Consider the following 15,966-nt stretch of genomic DNA (forward strand, 5'->3'; position numbering starts at 1 on the left):
AGGAGTGCTCAAAACCGTTGTCCTGCAACGGAAACGACGAGAAGCGTAGGGTGTCCGGCGAGGGCGCCACAACCGTGCCGAACTGCCAGGAATCGGCGGTGGGCTGTGCCCCGCGGATGAGAAAACCAGCGCTGCCCGTACGCGGGACGGTTCGCAGGCGCCGCGTGGCACACCCACGGCACCCCCTGTCGTCGCGGCGGACACGTGGCGGCGCGGTGACGCGCGGTGCCACCTGACGGCTGGCGACGCCCGGTTCGCCAAGGGTCAACCTGCGCCACCGGGCGGCCGGTGTGGGATTTTCGCCCGGGTGGGCCGCCTCGGTGCCCGTTCTCGCTATGCTGACCTTCCCACGCCGACCTCCGGGGGCTGTCCATGCGAGTGACCATCGCCGACGTCGCCCGCCGGGCGCGGGTCAGCAAGGCGACCGTGTCCAGGGTGCTCAACAACCGCGGCGAGGTGGACGCGGCCACGGCCATCCGGGTGCGCGAGGTCATCGCCGCCACCGGCTACACCCCGAGCGCGGGCGCGGTGGGCCTGGCGACCGGGCGCACCAGGACCATCGGCATCCTCGTGCCCGACCTCGCCAGCCCGTGGACGGCCGCGGTGCTCCAGGGCGTCGCGGACGTGCTGGAGGAGCACGGCTACGGGCTGCTGGTCAGCACCACCCACCGCGGCCCGGACGCGCTCACCCGCTTCGCCCGGCGCGTCTCCGGCAAGTCCTTCGACGCCTCGCTGCTCGTCGAACCCCCGGACCAGCCGTCCTACCTGGCCGAACTGCACGCCTCGGGCCTGCCGATCGCCGTGGTCGACGACCGCCGCGAGCACCCGGGGTTCGCCTGCGTCGTCGCCGACCACCGGGCGGGCGCGGGCGCCGCCGCGCGCCACCTGCTCGCCGCGGGCCGCACCCGGCCGCTGGTCCTGGCCACCGGCGGCACCCGCTGCGCCCGCGAGCGGGACGCGGGCTTCGCGGAGGCCTTCACCGCCGCGGGCCACCGCGTCACCCACCGCGTGCTGCCCGCCGCCACCCGCGAGTCGGGCGCGACCACCACCGCCGACGCCCTCGCCGCGGGCGCCACCTTCGACAGCGTCTTCGCCCACGCCGACCTGCCCGCACTCGGCGCCCTGGACGCCCTGCGCGCGGCGGGCAGGCGCGTTCCCGAGGACGTCGCGGTCGTCGGCTTCGACGACAGCGACCTGGCCACCCACGCCGACCCGCCGCTGACCACCGTCCGCCGCCCGGCCCGCTCGGTGGGCGAGGCGGCCGCCCGGATGCTGCTGGCCAACCTGGAGGGCAACCCCTTCCCCACCGACCCCGTGGTCGTCCCCACCGAACTCGTCGTCCGCACCTCCGCCTGATCCCCGGATCAGGTCGGACCGGGGCTGCCGGGTCCGCGGCTCCTCGACGAGCCGGGGCCGCCGCGCACCAGCGATCGGCCCGGTGGACCTGGCCACTTCACGCCAGGTTCCCGCCGTCGAGCCTTGGTGGGACGGAAGCCGGTTGGGCGGGGCAGGTCAGCCTGGATCGTGCGGCTGCCCGCGCCGGCGCATTCGCGCCAACGGTGCCTCGCGTCTGCGGACCGGGGACGTCCGCGCGTGGGCCGAGGTCCTGCGGCAGGTCGCGGTGGCGACCTGCCGCAGGGCGATCACTTGCGGTAGCCGGCCTTGCGCAGGGCATCAGCGAGGGCGCCGTTGGCCGGGGCCTGCTGCTCGCGGCGGCGCTGCTGCCCGCCACCACCGCTCGCGCCGCCGCCGCCGCGCTGACCACCCCGCTGGCCGCCGCGGTTCTGGTCGCGGCGGTTGGCGGCGGGCGCGCCCGGGGTGGGCAGTTCGTCGTCGAGGCGGAGGGTCAGCGAGATCCGCTTGCGCGGGATGTCGACCTCCAGGACCTTGACCTTCACCACGTCGCCGGACTTGACCACGTCGCGGGGGTCCTTGACGAAGGTGCGGGACAGGGCCGAGACGTGCACGAGGCCGTCCTGGTGCACGCCGACGTCGACGAACGCGCCGAAGGCGGCGACGTTGGTGACCACGCCCTCCAGGGTCATCCCCGGCTTGAGGTCGGCGATCTTCTCCACGCCCTCGGCGAAGGTCGCGGTCTTGAACTCCGGGCGCGGGTCGCGGCCGGGCTTCTCCAGCTCGGCCAGGATGTCGGTGACGGTCGGCAGGCCGAACCGCTCGTCGGTGAAGTCCTGCGGGCGCAGCGCGCGCAGGGCCCCGGTGTTGCCGATCAGGGCGCGCAGGTCACCGCCGGTGCCCGCCAGGATCCGGCGCACCACCGGGTAGGCCTCCGGGTGCACCGACGAGGAGTCCAGCGGGTCGTCCCCGGTGGGGATCCGCAGGAAGCCCGCGCACTGCTCGAACGCCTTCGCCCCCAGCCGGGGCACGTCCTTCAGGCCCGTGCGGCTGCGGAACGGGCCGTGCGCGTCGCGGTGGGCGACGATGTTCTCCGCCAGCCCGGCGCCGATGCCCGACACCCGGGTCAGCAGCGGCGCGGAGGCGGTGTTGACGTCCACGCCGACGGCGTTCACGCAGTCCTCGACCACCGCGTCCAGCGACCGCGACAGCTTCACCTCGGACAGGTCGTGCTGGTACTGCCCGACGCCGATCGACTTGGGGTCGATCTTGACCAGCTCGGCCAGCGGGTCCTGCAACCGGCGGGCGATGGACACCGCCCCGCGCAGCGACACGTCGAGGCCGGGCAGCTCCTGCGAGGCGTAGGCCGAGGCCGAGTACACCGACGCGCCCGCCTCGGACACCACGATCTTGGTCAGCCCGAGCTGCGGCAGCTTCTTGATCAGCTCGATGGCCAGCCGGTCGGTCTCCCGGGAGGCGGTGCCGTTGCCGATCGCGATCAGCTCCACCCGGTGCTCGGCGGCGAGCCTGCCCAGCGTGGCCAGCGCCTCGTCCCAGCGCTGCTGGGGCACGTGCGGGTAGATGGTGTCGGTGGCCACGACCTTGCCGGTCGCGTCCACCACCGCGACCTTGACCCCGGTGCGGAAGCCCGGGTCCAGGCCCATCGTGGCGCGGGTGCCCGCCGGGGCGGCGAGCAGCAGGTCGCGCAGGTTCGCCGCGAACACCCGCACGGCCTCGTCCTCGGCGCCCTGGCGCAGCCGGGCCCGCAGGTCGACCCCCAGGTGCACCAGGATGCGGGTGCGCCAGGCCCACCGCACCGTGTCGAGCAGCCACTTGTCGCCCGGCCTGCCCCGGTCGGCCACGCCGAAGCGCTGGGCGATGCTCGCCTCGTAATCGGTGCGCACCGGCGGCACGGCGGTCTGGTCGACCTCGGGGTCCGGGTCCAGGACGAGGTCGAGCACGTCCTCCTTCTCCCCGCGCAGCATCGCCAGCACCCGGTGCGAGGGGAGCTTGGTGAACGGCTCGGAGAAGTCGAAGTAGTCGGCGAACTTCGCCCCGTCGGCCTCCTTGCCCTCGCGGACCTTGCTGGCCAGCACGCCCTTGGTCCACATCCGCTCGCGCAGCTCACCGATCAGGTCGGCGTCCTCGGCGAAGCGCTCCACCAGGATCGCCCGGGCGCCGTCGAGGGCGGCCTGCGCGTCGGCGACGCCCCGGTCCGCGTCGACGAACGCCGCCGCGGCCGCCCTGGGCTCCACCGACGGGTCCGCGAGCAGGCCGTCGGCCAGCGGCTCCAGCCCGGCCTCGCGGGCGATCTGGCCCTTGGTGCGCCGCTTGGGCTTGAACGGCAGGTAGATGTCCTCCAGCCGGGCCTTGGAGTCCGCGGCCATGACCTGCGCGGCCAGCGCGTCGTCGAGCTTGCCCTGCTCGCGGATGGACTCCAGCACCGCGGTGCGCCGCTCCTCCAGCTCGCGCAGGTAGCGCAGCCGCTCTTCCAGGGTGCGCAGCTGGGCGTCGTCGAGGGTGCCGGTGACCTCCTTGCGGTACCGGGCGATGAACGGCACCGTCGCCCCGCCGTCGAGCAGCTCGACGGCGGCGCCGACCTGCCGCTCGCGCACCCCGAGCTCCTCGGCGATGCGCTGGTTGATCTGCTGCGCTGGCGCTGTCATTCGCTGCGCTCTCCCAAGTACCTGCCGTGCGGTCAACGTCGCTGTCCCGGCCATTGTTGCGGACCGGGGGGCCGCGCGGGCCCACGGGGCACCGGCCTGTGGACAACCCCCCGGACGCCGACGGGCCCCGCCCCCCACCAGGGGACGGGGCCCGGAAGCCTCGGCGGTGAGACTCACATGGGGACGACCCCGGTGGCCTGCGGCCCCTTCGCGCCCTGCCCGACCTCGAAGGTCACCTTCTGGTTCTCCTCCAGGGTGCGGAACCCGTTGGTCTGGATCTCGGAGTAGTGGACGAACACGTCCGGTCCGCCACCGTCGGGGGCGATGAAGCCGAACCCCTTCTCGGAGTTGAACCACTTCACGGTGCCCTGCGCCATGCTGATCTCCTAGCTGTCCTCTCCGGCGCCCACTGCGGGCGCCGTGGCCGCCGATCACGCACGTGCACCGGACGACCACGGGCAGTCAAGCACACCATCCCGCCGAGAGGTAGGCCTTGCGCGGACGACCTCACCGTGCGACAAGCGCTCGGGTGCCCCCGGGTCACCCGATCGGGGTCAGCTCCCGGCGGCCAGCGCCGACAACCCGCACAGCGCCGCCCAGCCGCCCGCCACCAGCGCGGAGTTGCGCCGGGCGTCGGCCCCGGGCAGGCCGGTGCCGAAGCCGACGGCGTCGGCGAGGTCGGAGACCACCCGCACGGCGATCGCGGCGCGCAGCGGGGCGCCCGCGGGGGCCAGCGCCATGGCCAGGCCGGTGGCGACGTCGCGGACGCCGATGCTGCGGGTGAGCACCGCCACCCCGCGCGAGGGCGAGCCCGCCGCGTTCACCAGCCCGGTGGGCTTGGCCATCAGGGTCGGGCGGGCGGTCACGGCCGCCCCGTACACCGCGGTCGCCACCCCGAGCGCCCGGGGGATCCACGTCAGCTGAGCCATTCCCGCAGGCTACCGGCGGTGGTGGCGGCGCACCGGGCGAGCCGCGGCACCCCCGCGCGCGGGGGTGCCACTATCGGGGGTGTGCTGACGACCGACGCCCCCGACCTCTGGCAGCGGATCTTCGGGGAGGCCTGGGAGCCCCCCGCCACCATGGTGCTGGTCACCGCCGGGGTGGCGCTGCTGGTGGTGCTCGTGCGCCCGGTGTGGGTGGTGGCCCGCAACGTCATCACGATCGTGCACGAGGCGGGGCACGGGCTGGTCGCGCTGCTGGCGGGCAGGCGGCTGTCGGGCATCCGGCTGCACTCGGACACCTCCGGGGTGACGGTGTCGCGCGGGCGCCCGGAAGGGCCGGGCATGGTGCTCACCGCGCTCGCCGGGTACGTGGCGCCGTCGCTGCTCGGGCTGGCGTTCGCGGCGCTGCTCGCGGGGGAGCGCACGAGCGCGGTCCTGGTGATCTGCGCGATATTGCTTTTCGGGGTGCTCGTCATGGTGCGCAACGCCTACGGGGTGCTGTCGGTGGTGGTGACGGGGCTGCTGCTGTTCGCGGTGTCGTGGTTCGCCCCGGCGGAGGTCCGTGCGGCGTTCGCCTACTTCATCGCCTGGTTCCTGCTGGTCGGGGGCCTGCGGCCGGTCGTGGAGCTCCAGCGCAAGCGGGCCCGCGGGCGGGCCGGGGACTCCGACGCGGACCAGTTGGCGCGGCTGACCGGGGCACCCGGCTTCTTCTGGGTCGGCTCCTTCGCGCTCATCGATCTGGGCGCGCTCGCGCTCGGCTGCGCGTGGTTGCTCCTACCGTGACCAGGTACCGCTGGTATTCGGGCGTTAGGCTGCCCGCATGCCCCGACTGAGCAGGGTCGAGAGCCAGGCCCGCACCCGCGAGCTGCTGGTCGCCACCGCCAAGGAGCTGTTCCTGCGCGACGGCTACCACGCCACGTCGCTGGAGAAGGTGGCCGAGGCCGCCGGCTTCTCCAAGGGCGCGGTCTACTCGAACTTCCGCAACAAGGACGAGCTTTGCCTGGTCGTGCTCGACGACATCCACGCCGAGCACATCAAGGCCGTCGGCGAGGCGATCGCGGGCAGGCCCTTCGACGACGCCGTGGCGCTGTTCTCGCAGTGGGCGGAGCGGATGATCGGTGACGAGGGGTGGACGGTGCTGGAGGTCGAGTTCGGCCTCCAGGCCCGCCGCGACCCCGCGCTGCGGGCGGAGCTGGCGGTGCGCGACCGGGCCGTCCGCGACGCCATCGCCGCGCTCGCGCGCACCTTCGACACCTCGGCGCACCCGGCGCCGCTGCCCGCCCAGGACCTCGCCACCGCCCTGCTCAGCCTGGGGATCGGGCTGGGGATCCAGCGCGTGATCGACCCGGGCATCCCGGTGGGTGTGCTCGCCGACACGCTGCGCTCGCTGCTCGGGCTGCCGAAGTCCGAAAAGGACGCCTGAGCGGGCGCTCACTCCGATGTGGCCGGTGTGAGTGCGACCGGTCGCGATGTCGCCACCTGTTCGTGTCACCCCGGACCCGCTGTGGCGCAAGCGAAGTCCCACAACGATCATGGATAGTCGGCAGTACCGGCTACCCAGATCGAGAGGGACCCCCAGTGACCGACCCGGCCGAGGCCACGCCGCCGCGGCGGCGCACCCAGCGCGAGCGCCGCGAGGCGACCGTGGGCAAGCTCGTCGACGCGACCATCGCCGCGATCTCCGAGGTCGGCTACGCCCGCGCCTCGGTGCAGGAGATCTGCAGACGGGCCGGGGTGTCGCACGGCGGGCTCTTCCGGCACTTCGAGACCCGCCTCGACCTGGTCGTGGCCGCCGCCGAGGAGGTCGGCAGGCGGCTGGCGGCGAACTTCTGGGAGCAGGTCGGCCCGGTGGCCGAGCGCGGCGCGACCCCGCACGAGGTGCTGCGCGCCATCCGCGCCGCCTGCCGCTCGCCGCTGAACCTGGTGTGGTTCGAGGTGCTGGTCGCCGCCCGCACCGACGCGCCGCTGCGGGCCAGGCTCGCGCCCACCGTGGACGCCCTGGGCGAGGAGATCTACCTGACCGCGCTGCGCATCCCGGCGGTGGCCGCGCAGCCGGTGGAGACCCGGCAGGCGGTGGTCTCGTCGGTGCTGCACATCTTCGACGGCGAGACCTTCGCCAACGCCGTGCGCCCCGGCCACGACCTCGACGAGAAGCGGCTTGAGGTGGCGGCGTCGCTGTACCGGGTCCCGGTGGCCGGGGACTGAGCCGAACCGGCCGCGCGCCACCGTCCACCCCGGACCGCTAGTCGAGCGGTCCTCGTGCACCGTCCACTTCGACCCGTTCGCCGCGCAACGTGCAGTCCGCAACTCGCTGTCATCGGGATCGATCCAGGTCACCACCGCGGGGTGACCCCCGGCCGGGGTGTGCGTCCGCCCTGTGGATAGCGGGGAGCGTCCGCGCCCGATTCCTGGCAACCTCGGGTCGTCGGCGGGGCGCCGACCACGCGGGCGGTCGGGGACGGGAGGACGGGTGGCATGACGGGCTTCTCCGGTGGAGGGGTGCTTGAGGCGCTGACGTGCTTCGAGCAGGCGACGGTGGTGCTGGCGCTGTGCGACGGGCCGGACCTGGTGGTCCGCACGGTCAACGCGGCGGGCCGGGCGGCCCTCGGCGACGACCTGGTCGGCGGGCCGCTGCCGGTCGAGGGGCACGCCGAGGGCGTCGCGGGCGTGCTGGCGGGCGCGGACGAGTACCGGGCCGAGGGCGTGCGGGTCGGGGCGGCCACCGTCGACGCGGTCTTCCGCCCGGTGCGCAACCGCGACGGCGGTGTCACCGGGGTCACCTTCGAGGGCCGCCTGCGCGGCTGAGGCACACTCCACCCGGCACACGGCCGGGTGAGGCGAGAGGACGAGGGACATGAGCGACGTGCACGAGGTCGTGGCGGAGTGCGCGCGGCGGGCGGCCGCGGCCGCCCCGGCGCTGGCCGCGGCCTCCGACGAGGCGATCGACGCCGCGATCGGGGAGATGGCGGCCCGGCTGTCCTCGGCCCGCGCCACCGTGCTCGCCGCCAACGCCGAGGACGTGGCCGCCGCCGAGGCCGCGGGGATGTCCGGCGGCCTGCTCGACCGGCTGCGCATCACCGAGGCCCGGCTGGCCGACATGGCCGAGCAGCTGCGCCTGCTCGCCGGGGTGGCCCACCCGCCCAGGCAGACCCCGGTCCGGGTGCTCGACGGCGGGTTCCGGCTGGTCGAGCTGCGCAGGCCGGTGGGGGTCATCGGGGCCAACTACGAGGCCCGGCCCAACGTCACCGTCGACGTGGCCTCCCAGCTGGTCAAGTCGCGCAACGCGGGGGTGCTGCGCACCGGCTCGGCCGCGCTGCGCTCGGCCACCGCGCTGCTGCGCCACGTCATCGCCCCCGCGCTGGACGAGGCGGGCCTGGACCCGGCCGCCGTGCAGCTGGTGCCCACCGCCGACCGGGAGGCCGCGGGCGCCCTGGTCGAGCAGGCCGGGCTGATCCCGCTGGTCATCCTGCGCGGCAGCGGCGAGAGCACCCGGGAGCTGGGCCGCCGCGCCGCCCAGGTCGGCGTCCGCACCCTCGCGCACGCCGACGGCGGCGGTGTCCTCTACTACGACAAGGGCGCCGACCACGCCTTCGCCGCCGACCTCATCCGCCGCAGCCTCGACCGGCTGGGCGTGTGCAACCGGCTCAACCTGCTGCTGGTCCACCGCGAGGTCTACGACGCCGCGCTGCCCGGCATCGAGGCCGCGCTCAAGGAGGTCGACGTGGTCGCCTCGCTGCCCCCGCACGAGCACCCCATCGGCTACGAGTGGGCACTCGACGGCGACCGCGAGGCCACCGTGACCATCGCCCCCGTCGCCGACCTGGCCGAGGCCGCGAAGATCGCCAACGAACGCACCTCCGGCCTCGCCGCGGGCATCGTGACCAGCGACAGCGCGGCCGCGGCGGGGTTCATGGCGGCCTACACCGGCACCGGGGTGTTCTGGAACGCCCCCACCCGGCTGCTCGACGGCTTCAAGCTCCTCGGCGTCCCGGAGACCGGGATCAACATCGACCGCGTGCCCGGCCCCCGAGGCCCCGTCACCTTCACCGACCTGACCCTGCGGCAGTACGCCGTGCTGCCGGATTGAGCAGGTACGACGAGAAACGCCCCGGGCGTCCGGGATGCCCGGCGCCGGGGGTGTGAGCTGGGCAACTGACGCGATCGAGTAGTCCACAGCACACCAAGCCCACACGAGCCCGCTGGTCGGCAGCGGGCTACGATCCCCCCAGAGCCGCACCGGCGTGGCCGGCCGCGCGCTCGGATGGACGCCCACCACCCATCAGTTGCAGGAGGCAGGAGTGACGGCAGTAGCCCCGCAGCCGATCGCCACGCGGCCGTACCCGGCCCGCGAGACGGCCAAGGGTTCGTACCTGCTGCGGCTGTTCCGCACGACGGACCACAAGCAGATCGGCATCATGTACCTGGTCACGTCGTTCGCCTTCTTCATGGTGGGCGGCGCGATGGCGATGCTGATCCGCAGCGAGCTCGCCGTGCCGGGCCAGCAGTTCCTGTCGCAGGAGCAGTACAACCAGCTGTTCACCATGCACGGCACGATCATGCTGCTGCTGTACGCGACGCCGATCCTGTTCGGCTTCGCGAACTTCATCCTGCCGCTGCAGATCGGCTCGCCGGACGTGGCGTTCCCCCGGCTCAACGCCTTCTCCTACTGGCTGTACCTGTTCGGCGGCATCATCGTCATCTCCGGCTTCCTGACCCCGGGCGGCGCCGCGGACTTCGGCTGGTTCGCCTACACCCCGCTGTCGGACAAGATCCACTCGCCGGGCGTCGGCGCGGACCTGTGGATCATGGGCCTGGCGGTCGGCGGCCTCGGCACCATCCTCGGCGCGGTCAACATGCTGACCACCGTGGTCTGCCTGCGCGCCCCCGGCATGACGATGTTCCGGATGCCGATCTTCACCTGGAACATCCTCATCACCAGCCTCCTGGTGCTGCTGGCCTTCCCGATCCTCACCGCGGCGCTGATGGGCCTCATCGCCGACCGGCAGCTGGGCGCGCACGTGTTCGACCCGGCCAACGGCGGGGTCATCCTCTGGCAGCACCTGTTCTGGTTCTTCGGCCACCCCGAGGTCTACATCGTCGCGCTGCCGTTCTTCGGCATCGTCTCGGAGATCTTCCCGGTGTTCAGCCGCAAGCCGCTGTTCGGCTACCGCGGCCTGGTCTACGCGACCCTGGCCATCGCCGCCCTGTCGGTCACCGTGTGGGCCCACCACATGTACGCCACCGGCGCGGTGCTGCTGCCGTTCTTCTCCTTCATGACCTTCCTCATCGCCGTGCCGACCGGCGTGAAGTTCTTCAACTGGATCGGCACCATGTGGAAGGGCTCGCTGACCTTCGAGTCGCCCATGCTGTTCAGCATCGGCTTCCTGGTCACCTTCCTCTTCGGCGGTCTGACCGGCGTGCTGCTCGCGGCGCCCGCGATCGACTTCCACGTGTCCGACACCTACTTCGTCGTCGCGCACTTCCACTACGTGCTCTACGGCACGATCGTGTTCGCGACCTTCGCGGGCATCTACTTCTGGTTCCCGAAGATCACCGGCCGGTTCCTCGACGAGGGCCTGGGCAAGCTGCACTTCTGGACCACGTTCATCGGCTTCCACGGCACCTTCCTCGTCCAGCACTGGCTGGGCAACGAGGGCATGCCGCGCCGCTACGCCGACTACCTGGCCAGCGACGGGTTCACCACGCTGAACACGATCTCCACCATCGGCGCCTACATCCTCGGCGCCTCCACCCTGCCGTTCATCTGGAACGTCTTCCGCTCCTACCGCTACGGCGAGCTGGTCAACGCCGACGACCCGTGGGGCTACGGCAACTCCCTGGAGTGGGCCACCAGCTCCCCGCCGCCGCGGCACAACTTCACCGAGCTGCCCCGGATCCGCTCCGAGCGCCCGGCGTTCGACCTGCACTACCCGCACATGGTCGAGCAGATGCACCACGACAAGTACATCGGCGTCGGCTCGGCCAAGCACCGGCCCGCCCCGTCGGAGGTGCTCGCCGAGAAGATGAACCCCGACGAGATCTCCAAGGGCGACCCCACGCTCCCCAACTGAGCAGGGTGATCCCGACCGTCCCCGACAGCGAGCTGCGGGTGGACCAGGTGCCGCAGGTGCCCGGGCCACCCGCAGTCCCGCGTCCGGGGCCGTCGCCGCGGCCCCGGCGAGCACCCAGGAGCGCCCGAACGTGAGCACCCCCGTCCTGATCACCGTCACCGGACCGGACAAGCCCGGGGTCTCCTCGGTGCTGTTCGCCGTGCTGGTGCGCCACGGCGTCGAGGTCCTCGACGTCGAGCAGGTCGTCATCCGCGGTCAGCTGGTGCTGGGCGTGCAGGTCGCCGCCGACCACGACGCCGAGGGCCTGCAGGAGTACGTCGAGCAGGCGATGGCCTCGGTCGGCATGGGCGTGGTGGTGGAGGTGGGCGTCGACCCGTCGGTGAGCGGCGAGCCGACGCACGTGGTGGTGCTGCTGGGCAAGCCGGTCACCGCCAGGGCCTTCTCCGAGGTGGCCAGGGCGCTGGCGGCCCAGGGCGCCAACATCGACACCATCCGCCGGGTGGCCGACTACCCGGTCACCGGCCTGGAGCTGCGGGTCTCGGTCGCCCAGGACACCGACGCCGCCGACGCCGCGCTGCGCGCCGCGCTGGCCGACCTGTCCGGGCGGGTGGGCCTGGACATCGCCGTCGAGCGCGACCTGCTGGCCAGGCGGGCCAAGCGGCTGATCGTCTTCGACGTGGACTCCACCCTGGTGCAGGGCGAGGTCATCGAGATGCTGGCCGCCAAGGCCGGGTGCGAGGACCGGGTCAAGGACATCACCGACGCGGCGATGCGCGGCGAGATCGACTTCACCGAGTCGCTGCACCAGCGGGTCGCGCTGCTCAAGGGCCTGCCCGCCGCGGTGCTCGACGAGGTGGCCGCCGACCTGGCGCTGACCCCGGGCGCGCGCACCACCATCCGCACCCTCAAGCGGCTGGGCTTCCGCTGCGGGGTGGTCTCCGGCGGGTTCGACTACGTCATCGAGCGCCTGGTGGACGAGCTGGGCCTGGACTTCCACGCCGCGAACGAGCTGGAGGTCGTCGACGGCACCCTCACCGGCCGCGTGCTCGGCGAGGTCGTCGACCGGGCGGGCAAGGCCACCGCCCTGCGCCGCTTCGCCGACCAGTACGGGGTGCCGCTGGCCCAGTGCGTCGCCGTCGGCGACGGCGCCAACGACATCGACATGCTCGCCACCGCGGGCCTGGGCGTGGCCTTCAACGCCAAGCCCGCCCTGCGCGAGGTGGCCGACACCGCCCTGTCGCACCCCTACCTCGACGTCGTCCTGTTCGTCCTGGGCGTCACCCGCGCCGAGGTGGAGGCCGCCGACCTGGCCGACGGCCTGGCCCCGGAGCGGCTGTGACCGCGATCCTGGACCCGCTGGCCGAGCGGTACGCCTCCTGGCTCACCCGCCCGGCCGCGGCCGCGCACGACACCTCCGACGAGGACCCCGAGCGGGTCCGCGCGATGCCGGTCGTCCTGCGCATCGAGCGCGACCCGCAGCCCGACCGCACGGCCCTGCTGGAGGCCGCCGCCGCGGCCGCGATCGCCGTCTGCCTGGCGCCGGAGGCGTCGCAGGAGTGGTACCCGGAGCTGAGCGACTGGGTGTCCGGGCGCATCCGCAAGGTGTCCCGCCGGGCCCGCGGCGCCCACTGGGCGGCCGTGCAGGACCTGCCCGGGGTGACCGTCGAGGTGGACGGGGCCCAGGCGCGGGCGCTGATCCCCTACCGGGTCGTGGAGACCCCCAAGGAGGTCAGCCGGTTGCAGATCTCCGGCAGCGAACTGCCCGCCTCCACCCCCGGCCCGGTGCCCGAGGGCGCCCCGCTGCTGTGGCTCAACCCCACCGTGCCGATGACGGCGGGCAAGGCCGCCGCCCAGGTCGGCCACGGCACCATGCTCCTGGCCGCCCTCCTGCACGCCGAGGGCGACCAGGCCCGCCTCGACGCCTGGGCGGCGAGCGGGTTCCGCACCGCGGTGCGCACGCCCAGCGCGGCCGACTGGGCGGCGGTGAACCCCGCCGCCGCCCCGGACGAGGCCTGGCGCGCCCACGGGCTCGCCGTCGTCCGGGACGCGGGCTTCACCGAGGTCGCCCCCGGCACCGTCACGGTCCTGGCCCGCCGCCCCTGACGCAGGCGGCCCTGGCTCAGGTGCCCGCGGCGAACAGCAGGCCGACGGTGACCGCGCCGGGGTCGACGACGCCGATCGCGTGGTCGCCGACGTAGCTGGCCCGGCCCCGGCGGGCCCGGACGTCCGCCGTTGACCGGGCGCCCTCGTCGGCCGCCCGCGCGGCGGCGGCGAACGCCTCGGCCAAGGGGGTGTCGTCCGGCAGGGCGGACAGGGCGTCGGCGGCGGGGGAGAGGGCGTCGACGAGGGTCTTGTCCCCCACCTCGGCCTCCCCGACGCGCTGGATGGCCGCCAACCCGGCGGACGCGCCCGCCGCGAGGGCCGCGGTGGTGAAGCCGCCCGCCTGGCGGGTGGCGGCGGCGAACTCCTGGAAGAGCAGGCCGAACAGGGGGCCGCTGGTGCCGCCGACCCGGTCCAGGAACGCGCTCGCGGCCGCGGAGATCACCTCGTCCTCGGCGGCGCCCGCGGCCAGCGCGTCGAGGTCGGCCAGGGTGAAGCGGACCGCGCCCGCGATGTTGGCGCCGAAGTCGCCGTCCCCGGCGGCCTGGTCCAAGGCGGTGAGCCGGTCCTCGGCGTCGAGGACGGCGGTGGCGAAGGCGCGCAGCCAGGTCGCCGCGGTGGTGTCGGTCATGCTCAGGCCTTCCAGGCGGGGGCGGTGGCGGGGGCGTCCCAGAGCGCGGTGAGCCCGTCGTCGGTGCGGGTGGCGGACAGGGAGAAGCCGCGCATGTCCAGGGCGGTCACCACGGAGCCGACCAGCACCCGCTCCAGCACCACGCCCCGGTCCGCCAGCGCCGCGGCGAAGTGCCGGTGGATCCCGTAGAGCTCCATCGGCGTCGTCCGGCCCAGGCCGTTGACCAGGGCGATCACCCGCTCGCCCGGCGCCAGGCCGAGCGAGCCGAGGAGTTCCCCGGTCATGTCGCGCACCAGGTCGGCCACCTCGCCCAGCGGGCGGGTGCGGCCGGAGCGCTCGCCGTGGATGCCCACGCCGTACTCGACCTCGCCCGCCGGGAGGTCGAAGGCGGGGGCGCCGGTGGCGGGGGAGGTGTGCGCGGCGGAGGCCACGGCGATGCTGCGGCTGCCCGCCACCACCCGCTCGCCCAGGGCGACCAGGGCGTCGAGGTCGGCACCGGTGTCGGCGGCGGCGCCGAGCAGCTTCTCCAGCACCGCGGTGGCGCCGGTGCCGCGGCGGCCGACGGCGATGTCGGCGGAGTCGGTGGCCACGTCGTCGTCGACCAGGACCCGGGCGCAGCGGATGCCGTCGTGCTGCAGGCGCTCGGCCGCGATGGCGAAGTTGATCTTGTCGCCGGTGTAGTTCTTCACCACGTGCAGCACCCCGCCGGGGCCCGCCACCGCCTTCGACGCCGCGTAGACCTGGCGGTTGTGCGGGGAGGCGAACACCCGGCCGGGGCAGGCGGCGTCGAGCAGCCCGGCGCCGACGAACCCGGCGTGCAGCGGCTCGTGGCCGGACCCGCCGCCGGAGACCAGGCCGACCACCCGGGTGGGCGCGGGGGCGACGGCGGTGACGTACCCGGGGTCGGGCACCAGCCGCACCAGGTCGGCGTGGGCCAGGGCGAACCCGGCCAGGGCGTCGTCGACCAGGGCGTCGGGGGACGCGGCGAAGTAGGGGCTCATGCGGTGGTTCCCGTCGGGGCGGTGAGCGGGGGCATGCCGCCATCCTCTGCCCTCACCGGCGCCCCGGCCAGTGCTCGCCCGCGCCACCCGGTCGGGGGGTTTCGCCGAGCGCGCCCGCCCGAGCGCGACCATCCTGGGGGTGACCATCTTGGGGCGAGGCAGGGAGATCGCGATGAGCGCGGCGTTCACCATCACCCCCGGGGCGCAGGCCCTGCACCGGCTGACCGCCCGGTGGTGGGTCCCGGTCCTGCTGGGCTTCCTCGTCGCCGTCCTCGGCGTGCTGCTCATCGGCAACCTGGCCACCGCGGCGGGCGCGCTCGCGGTCCTGGTGGCGATCGGGCTGATCTTCGACGGCGCCGCCGAACTGGCCACCGCGGGCCGCCACCACCAGGGCTGGCCCGCCTACGTGCTGGGCGGGCTGTGGCTGCTGGTCGGCGTGCTCGCCCTGGTCTGGCCGGGGCTGACGCTGCTGGCGCTGGCCACCTTCGTCGGCGTCGGGTTCCTGCTCGGCGGCGTCGTGCAGGTCGCGGCCGCGATCCGGGCGCGCAAGCGCTTGCCGATGTGGGGGCTGTGGCTGGCCCTGGGCGTGCTGACCGCCGTCGCGGGCGTGCTGGCGCTGGTGCTGCCCGGCCTGACCATCCTCACCCTGGCGCTGTTCCTGGGCATCGCCCTGCTGCTGCGCGGCATCGGCATGGTGTGGTTCGGGTTCAGCCTGCGCCGGGTCCACAACGCGACGCGCTAGGTCCCCGGTTCGGCGAATCGGCCGCTCACGGGCGCCTGTCCCGCCCGAGGCAACCCGGCACGGCGACGAACGGGATCTGGCGCCGCCCCTCTGGTGGCGGACGCCCTAGTCCGAGGCCTCGCCGCGCTGCCAGACCACGAACAGGCCGTCCTCGACGGTCGTCATGCTCTCCACGAACGCGTCGTTGTCGAACCCCGGCAGCGACTGCAACCGCGACATCAGCTCGTCGGCGCTGGGGTGCCCGGCGGGCACCGCGCACCCGCCGCCGCCCTCGCGCATGAGCAGGAAGAACACGTCCTCCTTCCACGGCCCCTCCGGGGTGGTGCGGATGGCGACCTCGGCCAACTCGGCCCAGTCCACCGACTCCACGCTCCCGTCGGCGAGCTGCCTGCGCACGCCCTGGTCGTCGACGGTGATGCCCGCATCACCGGGGTTGCTGGACACGCGTCCTCCGTGAATCG

16 protein-coding genes are annotated in these 15,966 nt (G+C 74.1%); 10 read left to right on the forward strand and 6 right to left on the reverse strand.

The genetic code is table 11. The annotated features are described in order from the left end of the window. Positions 1 to 372: 372 nt before the first annotated feature. Positions 373 to 1,356, forward strand: coding sequence for a LacI family DNA-binding transcriptional regulator (locus BJP25_RS31040; RefSeq protein ID WP_075978632.1), 984 nt, complete (start codon positions 373 to 375; stop codon positions 1,354 to 1,356). Between the two features lie 287 nt (positions 1,357 to 1,643). Here BJP25_RS31040 and BJP25_RS31045 read toward each other — a convergent pair whose 3' ends face one another. From BJP25_RS31045 to BJP25_RS31055, 3 genes are all read right to left on the reverse strand, one after another. Then, a complete protein-coding gene (locus BJP25_RS31045) occupies positions 1,644 to 4,019 on the reverse strand; it encodes a Tex family protein (protein WP_075978633.1) in 2,376 nt (791 codons plus the stop codon). 173 nt (positions 4,020 to 4,192) lie between these two features. After that, positions 4,193 to 4,396: a cold-shock protein gene (locus BJP25_RS31050; protein WP_075978634.1), complete on the reverse strand. Its 204-nt coding sequence runs from the start codon at positions 4,394 to 4,396 to the stop codon at positions 4,193 to 4,195. A 177-nt stretch (positions 4,397 to 4,573) separates the two neighbouring features. Next, positions 4,574 to 4,948, reverse strand: a complete 375-nt coding sequence (locus BJP25_RS31055; protein ID WP_075978635.1) for a hypothetical protein — start codon at positions 4,946 to 4,948, stop codon at positions 4,574 to 4,576. 150 nt (positions 4,949 to 5,098) lie between these two features. Between BJP25_RS31055 and BJP25_RS31060 the strand changes: the two genes are divergently transcribed. From BJP25_RS31060 to BJP25_RS31095, 8 genes are all read left to right on the forward strand, one after another. Then, positions 5,099 to 5,743, forward strand: a complete 645-nt coding sequence (locus BJP25_RS31060) for a M50 family metallopeptidase (protein ID WP_084794849.1) — start codon at positions 5,099 to 5,101, stop codon at positions 5,741 to 5,743. Between the two features lie 37 nt (positions 5,744 to 5,780). Further along, positions 5,781 to 6,383 carry a TetR/AcrR family transcriptional regulator gene (locus BJP25_RS31065; RefSeq protein WP_075978637.1) on the forward strand — a complete coding sequence of 201 codons (603 nt, stop codon included), beginning with the start codon at positions 5,781 to 5,783 and terminating at the stop codon, positions 6,381 to 6,383. Between the two features lie 155 nt (positions 6,384 to 6,538). Continuing rightward, positions 6,539 to 7,165 (forward strand): TetR/AcrR family transcriptional regulator, encoded by a 627-nt coding sequence (locus BJP25_RS31070; protein ID WP_075978638.1) that lies wholly within the window; start codon positions 6,539 to 6,541, stop codon positions 7,163 to 7,165. 270 nt (positions 7,166 to 7,435) lie between these two features. Beyond that, on the forward strand, positions 7,436 to 7,765 hold the full coding sequence (locus tag BJP25_RS31075) for a hypothetical protein (RefSeq protein WP_075978639.1): 330 nt from the start codon (positions 7,436 to 7,438) through the stop codon (positions 7,763 to 7,765). A gap of 49 nt (positions 7,766 to 7,814) precedes the next feature. Then, positions 7,815 to 9,047, forward strand: coding sequence for an aldehyde dehydrogenase family protein (locus tag BJP25_RS31080; RefSeq protein WP_075978640.1), 1,233 nt, complete (start codon positions 7,815 to 7,817; stop codon positions 9,045 to 9,047). Positions 9,048 to 9,258: 211 nt separating this feature from the next. Then, positions 9,259 to 11,031: an aa3-type cytochrome oxidase subunit I gene (gene ctaD, locus BJP25_RS31085; RefSeq protein ID WP_075978641.1), complete on the forward strand. Its 1,773-nt coding sequence runs from the start codon at positions 9,259 to 9,261 to the stop codon at positions 11,029 to 11,031. Positions 11,032 to 11,161: 130 nt separating this feature from the next. Then, a complete protein-coding gene (gene serB / locus BJP25_RS31090; protein WP_075978642.1) occupies positions 11,162 to 12,370 on the forward strand; it encodes a phosphoserine phosphatase SerB in 1,209 nt (402 codons plus the stop codon). Beyond that, positions 12,367 to 13,134 carry an aminoacyl-tRNA hydrolase gene (locus BJP25_RS31095; protein ID WP_075978643.1) on the forward strand — a complete coding sequence of 256 codons (768 nt, stop codon included), beginning with the start codon at positions 12,367 to 12,369 and terminating at the stop codon, positions 13,132 to 13,134. Before serB ends, BJP25_RS31095 begins: the two co-directional genes overlap by 4 nt. A 16-nt stretch (positions 13,135 to 13,150) precedes the next feature. Here BJP25_RS31095 and dhaL read toward each other — a convergent pair whose 3' ends face one another. Together dhaL and BJP25_RS31105 are read right to left on the reverse strand one after the other, a co-directional pair. Beyond that, positions 13,151 to 13,762 carry a dihydroxyacetone kinase subunit DhaL gene (dhaL, locus tag BJP25_RS31100; RefSeq protein WP_075978644.1) on the reverse strand — a complete coding sequence of 204 codons (612 nt, stop codon included), beginning with the start codon at positions 13,760 to 13,762 and terminating at the stop codon, positions 13,151 to 13,153. Positions 13,763 to 13,764: 2 nt separating this feature from the next. Continuing rightward, positions 13,765 to 14,763, reverse strand: coding sequence for a dihydroxyacetone kinase subunit DhaK (locus BJP25_RS31105; RefSeq protein WP_075978645.1), 999 nt, complete (start codon positions 14,761 to 14,763; stop codon positions 13,765 to 13,767). A gap of 172 nt (positions 14,764 to 14,935) precedes the next feature. Here BJP25_RS31105 and BJP25_RS31110 point away from each other — a divergent pair, with 172 nt between their 5' ends. Beyond that, entirely contained in the window at positions 14,936 to 15,505 is a 570-nt protein-coding gene (locus tag BJP25_RS31110) for an HdeD family acid-resistance protein (protein WP_075978646.1), read from the forward strand. 105 nt (positions 15,506 to 15,610) lie between these two features. Here the strand turns inward: BJP25_RS31110 and BJP25_RS31115 are convergent, their stop codons facing one another. After that, on the reverse strand, positions 15,611 to 15,949 hold the full coding sequence (locus BJP25_RS31115) for a hypothetical protein (RefSeq protein WP_143219408.1): 339 nt from the start codon (positions 15,947 to 15,949) through the stop codon (positions 15,611 to 15,613). Positions 15,950 to 15,966 lie beyond the last annotated feature (17 nt).

The organism is Actinokineospora bangkokensis (assembly GCF_001940455.1).
GTDB classification, from domain to species: domain Bacteria; phylum Actinomycetota; class Actinomycetes; order Mycobacteriales; family Pseudonocardiaceae; genus Actinokineospora; species Actinokineospora bangkokensis.